This is a genomic window from Atribacteraceae bacterium (assembly GCA_035477455.1).
Taxonomy (GTDB): Bacteria; Atribacterota; Atribacteria; order Atribacterales; family Atribacteraceae; genus DATIKP01.
The window spans coordinates 1-6,970 of record DATIKP010000079.1; the positions used below are offsets into that span (position 1 = coordinate 1).

Annotated in this window: 8 protein-coding genes; all 8 read left to right on the plus strand. The window is 51.1% G+C overall.

Annotated elements, in window-relative coordinates:
* Positions 1–677, plus strand: a 677-nt coding sequence (locus VLH40_04965) for a hypothetical protein (protein ID HSV31357.1), incomplete at its 5' end; no start/stop codon positions are given.
* A gap of 195 nt (positions 678–872) precedes the next feature.
* Positions 873–2,234, plus strand: a complete 1,362-nt coding sequence (locus tag VLH40_04970; GenBank protein ID HSV31358.1) for a sigma-54 dependent transcriptional regulator — start codon at positions 873–875, stop codon at positions 2,232–2,234.
* 188 nt (positions 2,235–2,422) lie between these two features.
* Complete coding sequence (gene groES, locus VLH40_04975; protein ID HSV31359.1) at positions 2,423–2,713, plus strand: co-chaperone GroES; 291 nt, start codon at positions 2,423–2,425, stop codon at positions 2,711–2,713.
* 20 nt (positions 2,714–2,733) lie between these two features.
* Positions 2,734–4,350 (plus strand): chaperonin GroEL, encoded by a 1,617-nt coding sequence (gene groL, locus VLH40_04980; GenBank protein ID HSV31360.1) that lies wholly within the window; start codon positions 2,734–2,736, stop codon positions 4,348–4,350.
* A gap of 183 nt (positions 4,351–4,533) precedes the next feature.
* Positions 4,534–4,851 carry an FmdB family zinc ribbon protein gene (locus VLH40_04985; GenBank protein HSV31361.1) on the plus strand — a complete coding sequence of 106 codons (318 nt, stop codon included), beginning with the start codon at positions 4,534–4,536 and terminating at the stop codon, positions 4,849–4,851.
* 3 nt (positions 4,852–4,854) lie between these two features.
* Positions 4,855–5,481, plus strand: coding sequence for a hypothetical protein (locus VLH40_04990; GenBank protein ID HSV31362.1), 627 nt, complete (start codon positions 4,855–4,857; stop codon positions 5,479–5,481).
* Between the two features lie 25 nt (positions 5,482–5,506).
* Positions 5,507–6,472, plus strand: a complete 966-nt coding sequence (locus VLH40_04995) for a P1 family peptidase (protein ID HSV31363.1) — start codon at positions 5,507–5,509, stop codon at positions 6,470–6,472.
* A gap of 183 nt (positions 6,473–6,655) precedes the next feature.
* A partial coding sequence (locus VLH40_05000; GenBank protein HSV31364.1) for an ECF transporter S component occupies positions 6,656–6,970 on the plus strand: 315 nt, incomplete at its 3' end.

Genomic DNA, 6,970 nt, shown 5'->3' on the forward strand with positions numbered 1-6,970 from the left:
GTTCGGGTGGCTACAGCGCGATCGAACAAAAAAACCTGATCACCGCTCTGCGAGCCCGGGAAACCGCCCGGGCCTATGAACGAATCGGTATCAGAGAAGAGCGGATCCATCGGCTCGATTATGACGATTACAGCGTGTGGCCGAATATCGGCTGGAAACTGAATGGTGGAGGAGAAGGCACATTCCAGAAGATAATGCCTCTGTTGCGGAGGCTCAAAATCACCCGGGTTCTCTTGCCCAACGGATATAAAGAGCACCTCGACCATACGGCTACCTTCCTGGTCGGAGCATTCGATGCGCCACAGGTTGGAGATCCGGTAATGGCCGACTGGGGGGAAGCCGAGCCCATCCGTTCCCTCATGCAGTATGCGGTCTGGAGCGATTTCTCCCCCGAGGATGCCTTCTTGAGCTTGGCAGATCCTTACCTCCGGGCCAACTGTGCAATGTCTGCTCCATGGGAATTCGAGGAAAAGATCAGGCGGGCCATGGACGAATATCAGACACAGGCGAAAATTGTCTCCGGATTGATGAGGCAAAGGGACGAACGAAGAATTGGCGACCATCTGGCGGTGGAAATCTACCTGAAGTATGAACCAAGGCCGAAATGCGACTTTGCAAAGTACGTTAGAAGGATTCAGGAAATCGACGGACAGAAGGACCAAATACAAGAGCTTTAAAGAGGTAGCGGGGATGGGCGATTCCGGCAACACCAGACATGGTATTATCGCTTTCCGATAGCGAGGAAAAAGTTCGCCGTTAGAGTGGGGAATGGCTGATGAAGTCATTATCGCAGTCCGGTTGTGTAGCCTCGTCCGGGAATCGATCGCGAGTGCCTGGGCGATGGGGTCTTGAAGTGGGAAGTGCTCATAAAAATGGTAGAGAGCGTTGTGATCATGAAGCGGGTACTGCTGGTTGAAGAGGATACGCTGGTCCGGGAAAATCTGGCCAGCATTCTCCGGGATGAAAAATATTACGTCATTGCCGTTAAGGACCGGAGCTTGGCCTTGAATTGTCTGGAACGGGAGGGAATCGATATCATGCTCGTGGATGAACAGGTTCTTTCCATGAATGGTTTTGAATTGCTGAACCGGGCCCGACAACAGTTTCCGGAGATGGCGATCATTGCCACCGGTAAAAGCGACAACCCTTTCCATATCCGGTCTATTCTATCCAAGGGTATCTACGATTATTTATCACTTCCCCTTACGCCTTCGCGAATTCTTACCGTGGTGAGACGGGCTGAAGAGAGACTCGCGCTCCTGGAAGAAAACCGTGTTTTGAGGCAGCGGATCGACAACCGGTTCACCTTTGCGGGCATTACCGGAGTATCAGAGGGGATGCAACGGGTTTTTTCCTTTATCCTTCAGGTTTCTCAGGTTCGGCGGCCTGTTTTACTGGTTGGAGAACAAGGTACCGGGAAGGAGATGGTCGCCCGGGCGATTCACCGGTACGCGTTTCCCGATGAGAAACCCTTTTTTAAAATCTTGTGCGGGAACCTGCCGCAGGGTATCCTGAAAAACCGGATCTTTTACCGAGAGTCCCGGGAAGGACGGATTCTGGCTCCTCTGGAAGGACTGTCGGAGGGAACAATACACCTGGAGGATATCCATCTGCTTCCTCGGTCACTGCAGGCCGAATTGGCGGAATTTTTAGAAGATCACCGTCTGGGTATGAAAAATAGGGATATCCGTCTGATCGCTTCCTGCGAGGTTCCCCTGGAAGAAGAGGTCGCCCGCGGGACCTTTCGAAACGACTTGTTCTATTTTTTGAATGCCTTGCGGACAGAAATCCCGCCGCTGCGATATCGGAAAGAAGACGTTCCCTTCCTGATTGACGGCTTCCTGAAAGAATTTGCCGAAGAATCGGGAAAGCCCGAAGCGCGGATCAGCAAAACGGCTCTGCGTTTGTTGATGGAATATGACTGGCCGGGAAATGTAACCGAATTAAGAAATACCATTGAGGGGATTCTGATTCTCTCCGAAGGAGAGATCGACACTTCCGACATACCTGATCATATCCAGAACGAAGCGTACCGGAGAGATACGGTTCTTGTACGGGTGGGGATGACCCTCGAAGAAGCGGAGAAAAATCTCATTCGGGAAACACTGAAGGCCAATCGTCTGAACAAGAGCAAAGCCGCCCGGATACTAGATATCGGGCTACGGACCCTTTATCGGAAAATCAAGCAATACAATCTCGAAAGCGAACTCTTCACCTTCAAGTACCATAAATGAGATGTGACTCTGTTATTTTGACATAGCAATTTTTGCCTATTATGCCATATAGGCCTACATAAAGACCTATCTTCTGTCATTATGGCACATTTATGACTTTGCTTGACTTTGCTCTGCTTGCAATATTTAAAAAAGCCTGTATAATGTTTTCTGGCAGTTAAACATCATCGGAAAGGGGTGAACCTTAAGTGACTATCAAACCGTTAGGAGATCGTATTTTGGTCAAAAGACTCGAAGACGAGGAAACCAGAAAAGGCGGTATCATTATCCCCGATACAGCCAAAGAGAAACCCCAGCAAGGACGAATAATCGCTGTGGGGACCGGAAAAATCGATGATAATGGCAACCGCAGATCCCTGGAAGTATCGAAAGGCGACAAGGTGCTCTTTGGTAAATATGCCGGGACCGAAGTCAAGATCGATGATGAAGAGTACCTGATCATGCGGGAAGACGACATTCTGGGAATTATTGAAGGTTAGGAGAAAGGGGGTTTAAGGTAATGGCAAAACAGATCCTATTTGCAGAAGAAGCAAGACAATCGGTTCTTCGTGGTGTTAAGGTCCTGGCTGACGTGGTGAAGATCACCTTGGGACCGAAGGGAAGAAATGTGGTTATAGAGAAGAAATTCGGATCGCCGACGATTACCAAAGACGGGGTCACCGTTGCAAAGGAAATCGAGTTGACCGATCCGAACGAAAACGTCGGAGCTCAACTGGTCAAAGAAGTCGCCTCGAAAACCAGTGATGTGGCCGGAGACGGAACCACCACCGCGACGATCCTGGCGGAAAGTATTTACCGGGAAGGCTTGCGAAACCTGGCGGCTGGCTCTAACCCTATGATTCTGAAGCGGGGGATCGACAAAGCCGTGGAAGCCGTGATCAAGAGTCTGCGGGACATGAGCCGCGAAGTAAGCGACCGCAAGGAGATCACCCAGGTAGCCACCATTGCTTCCAACAACGATGAATCCATTGGACTCATTATCGCCGATGCGATGGAAAAAGTGGGTAAAGATGGGGTCATCACCGTCGAAGAAGCCAAAGGGCTGGAAACCACGCTCGAAGTGGTGGAAGGTCTCCAGTTCGACCGCGGATACCTTTCTCCATATTTTATTACCGATCCGGAGCGGATGGAAGTAGTGCTGGAAAATCCCTACATCCTGATTTTCGAAAAGAAAATCTCGGCGATCAAGGATTTGCTTCCGGTGCTCGAAAAAGTGGTGCAGCGGGGACGGCCTCTTCTGATTATTGCTGAAGACGTGGAAGGAGAAGCTCTGGCGACGTTGGTGGTGAATAAGCTGAAAGGGGTTATCAACGCCGCGGCGGTGAAGGCCCCCGGATTTGGTGACCGGAGGAAGGCCATGCTGGAGGATATCGCGGTTATGACCCATGGACGGTTCATTTCTGAAGACTTGGGAATCAAGCTGGAAAGCGTGACCGCTGAAGACCTCGGAGAAGCCGGAAAAGTGGTTATCGACAAAGAGAATACCACGATAGTCGAAGGCCGGGGTTCCAAAGACGATATCGTCGGCCGGATCAACCAGATCAAACGACAGATCGAAGAGACTACCTCGGATTACGATCGGGAAAAACTGCAGGAACGTTTAGCCAAAATTTCCGGCGGCGTAGCGGTTATCCGGGTCGGAGCGGCGACTGAAGCCGAAATGAAAGAGAAAAAAGCCCGGGTGGAAGATGCTCTCCACGCCACTCGTGCGGCTGTGGAAGAAGGGATCATCCCCGGAGGCGGTGTCGCCCTGATTCGGGCTATGGCGAAGATTGACGCCTTGTTTCTCAGCGGAGACGAAAAAGTCGGCTCTTTGATCGTCCGCAAGGCTCTGGAAGAACCGGCCAAGTTGATCGCCGAAAATGCCGGCGAAGAAGGATCGGTGATTGTCGAGCAGATGAAGAAAAGCGACAAGGCTACCTTTGGCTTTAACGCGCTCACCGGTGAGTTTGTGGATATGCTGGAAGCCGGAATTATCGACCCGACCAAGGTGACTCGCACGGCTCTCCAGAATGCGGCGAGCGTCGCTTCAGTAATGCTGACTACAGAAGCGGTGGTTACGGAGATACCGGAAAAAGAAAGAATGCCTTCGATGCCGCCCACACCTGAATATTAATCTTGCTCGTTAGCAAAAACCCGGCGGTCCGGAAACGTGAAAAACCCGCCGGGTTTTTCACGTTATGGGAAGAATATGCGTGTTTAACTGGTTCTAATCTGTTAAAATATGAACCGGGTCGTCGAAATAAAAACCCGTTTCCTGGAAAATCCAGTACTTCTCTGGCGGGGGGAGGGAACCACAATGCCGATTTATGAATATCAGTGTCGAGAATGTGACAATGCTTTTGAAGAACTTCAATCCATGAATGATCAACCTCTGTCCCGTTGCCCAGCCTGTGGTGGTCGGGTGAAAAGATTGATCAGCAAAGGCGTAGGTTTTGTATTTAAAGGAAGCGGTTTCTATGTCAACGATTATCGTCCTTCGGCCGCGAGCACTGCCGGGTCGGGTTCGAGTTGTGGAAGCTGTTTGAGTGGGAGTTGTTCATCCTGTGGGTCCGGGGGAGCGGAGAAGGGTAACGGTGCGAAAAAAACGACCACCGCAAAGACAGAAAAGAGCTGATGAATGAATATTATCGGGTACCTGGTGATCATTGCCGTCTTGATCCCAGTTGCGGTTCTGTGGAGTTCCAAACGCAGCAAAAGTGCCGTTTCGGTTTCGGATTACTGGAAGCAGAAAGAACTCGAATATGATGAGAAGCGGGTGTTATCCGCTTTTGCCCGTTATCTGGGAGGCCATCCCCGTTTTGAACATAAAACGGAAGGCCTTCTTTTTTTAATGAACAAAAGCCTTTGGTTCGAAAATTTCGAAAAAGGTCCGAATATTTTTGGGTTCGGCTCTCCATTTGAGAAGGTTCTGATCAGGTTGCCTCTCTCCAGGGTGCTGGGTGCTCGTTGTGTTCCAGAAGCAGACCTCATGGCGGACGGTATGATCAGCCCCACCACCAACGTACGGAGAATCAACCGTAAACCCGAGTACCTGCGAATCCTGTTTCAAGACGACTGGGGACGGGAAGAGAGTCTTTATTTCGACAGCATGATTGATATTGGAAGCTGGCTTACCGAGCTCGCGAAGGCTCAGAAAGATTACGTCCCTACCCCGGAAGAGTCGACCGTAGGGGCCTGCCCGAAATGCGGTAAAAAGATGTCTCCCGACTTTAAGCTCTGCCCTTTTTGCGGGTGTAATTTGTAGCTGCTTTAAACAGGAGAAGGGTTTCGTGAAAGGACTCCGGATAGGCCATACCAGTGATTTGACTATGGGTACGGGCTGTACGGTTTTTCTGATTCCTGAACCGAATCGCGCGGTTGCTTCGATACGGGGAGGGGCACCAGGGAGTCGGGAAGTGCCTGCTTTAGCCCCGGGAAACCTGGTGGAAAACGTCAATGCTCTTTTTTTCAGCGGTGGGAGTGCTTTTGGTCTACGTTGTGGTGAGGGGGTGGTCGATTTTCTCCACATGGAGGGAGAAGGTTTTGATACTCCGGCCGGGAAGATTCCCATCGTTGCTGGTGCGGTGATTTACGATCTCGAGGTTGGAAGACCTGGTTTACCGGAGATCGAATGGGGATACCGGGCCAGCCGGGAAGCGGGTGGTTCGCCGCTTGAGGGAAGCGTGGGTGCTGGTACCGGAGCGTCGGTTGGGAAGGCTGTTGGAATCGATCGATCCATGAAAGGCGGTTTTGGGAAAGGAACGGTCGATCTTCCGGAAGGTGAAGTATCCGCCTATGTGGTGACTAACTCCCTGGGAGACATTGTCGATCCCGGAAACGGGATTATACTGGCCGGTTGCCGTAACCAGGAGGGAACCATAGCTGGGTTTTTTCATATGGTTAGAGATGAAAGCAATTTTTACCAATCTCCCTTCAATACCACCCTCTTCGCGGCATTTTTCGATTTTTTTCTGACCCGGGAAGAGTTGTTTTCTCTTACGCAAGTTGCCCACTCGGCGCTTGCCTCCTGTATCCGCCCTTATGGGACGCGCTTTGACGGTGATTGTCTCTTTCTGGTCTCTTGCAGTGATCGCCGTCCGCCTGCCTATTTCCACCTGATTTCTGCTTTGTATGAGGCTTCCCGCTTGGCTATTACCCGATCGGTCACTGAAGCGCAAGGTGTTGCCGGCATTCCCTCGCGAAATGATATAATGAGGATAACGACTCAGCAGTCAGGAGCCTCTCTTCAGGATTGAGCAGTATTGAAAAGCGAAACACATTCTGGGCGGAATTGATTACCTGAGGTGAAAATCAGTACCATCGCTGAGCGGTCCTTAACCGCTTTGCTTATTCCGCCGACCCATGGTGGGCGGCGAGATTTTCCTGAACTAAAAAAATCGTCCGGTATCTCTCGCGGAACCGGAACGGAGGTGGGTAGTATGCGTATTTCTACCAGAAAAATAGTCCTGACTGCGGTGTTGGCGGCCATCTCTTTTGTTCTGAGCGTTACACCGCTTGGCTTGATCCCGGTTCCGAATATTTCTGGGGGAGCTACCACCATGCACCTTCCGATCATTGTGGGAGGAATCCTGGGTGGTCCTTTGTCCGGGTCTATCCTGGGATTGGTTTTAGCTTTCGCCACGCTTCCCCTGTTTATCGGTTTGGGGGTAAACCTGGCTGCCTGTTTTGTCCCTCGTCTCTTCATTGGGGTGGTCGCTTACGGAGTCTGGTCGAAATTGGGCAAAAACGGCCTT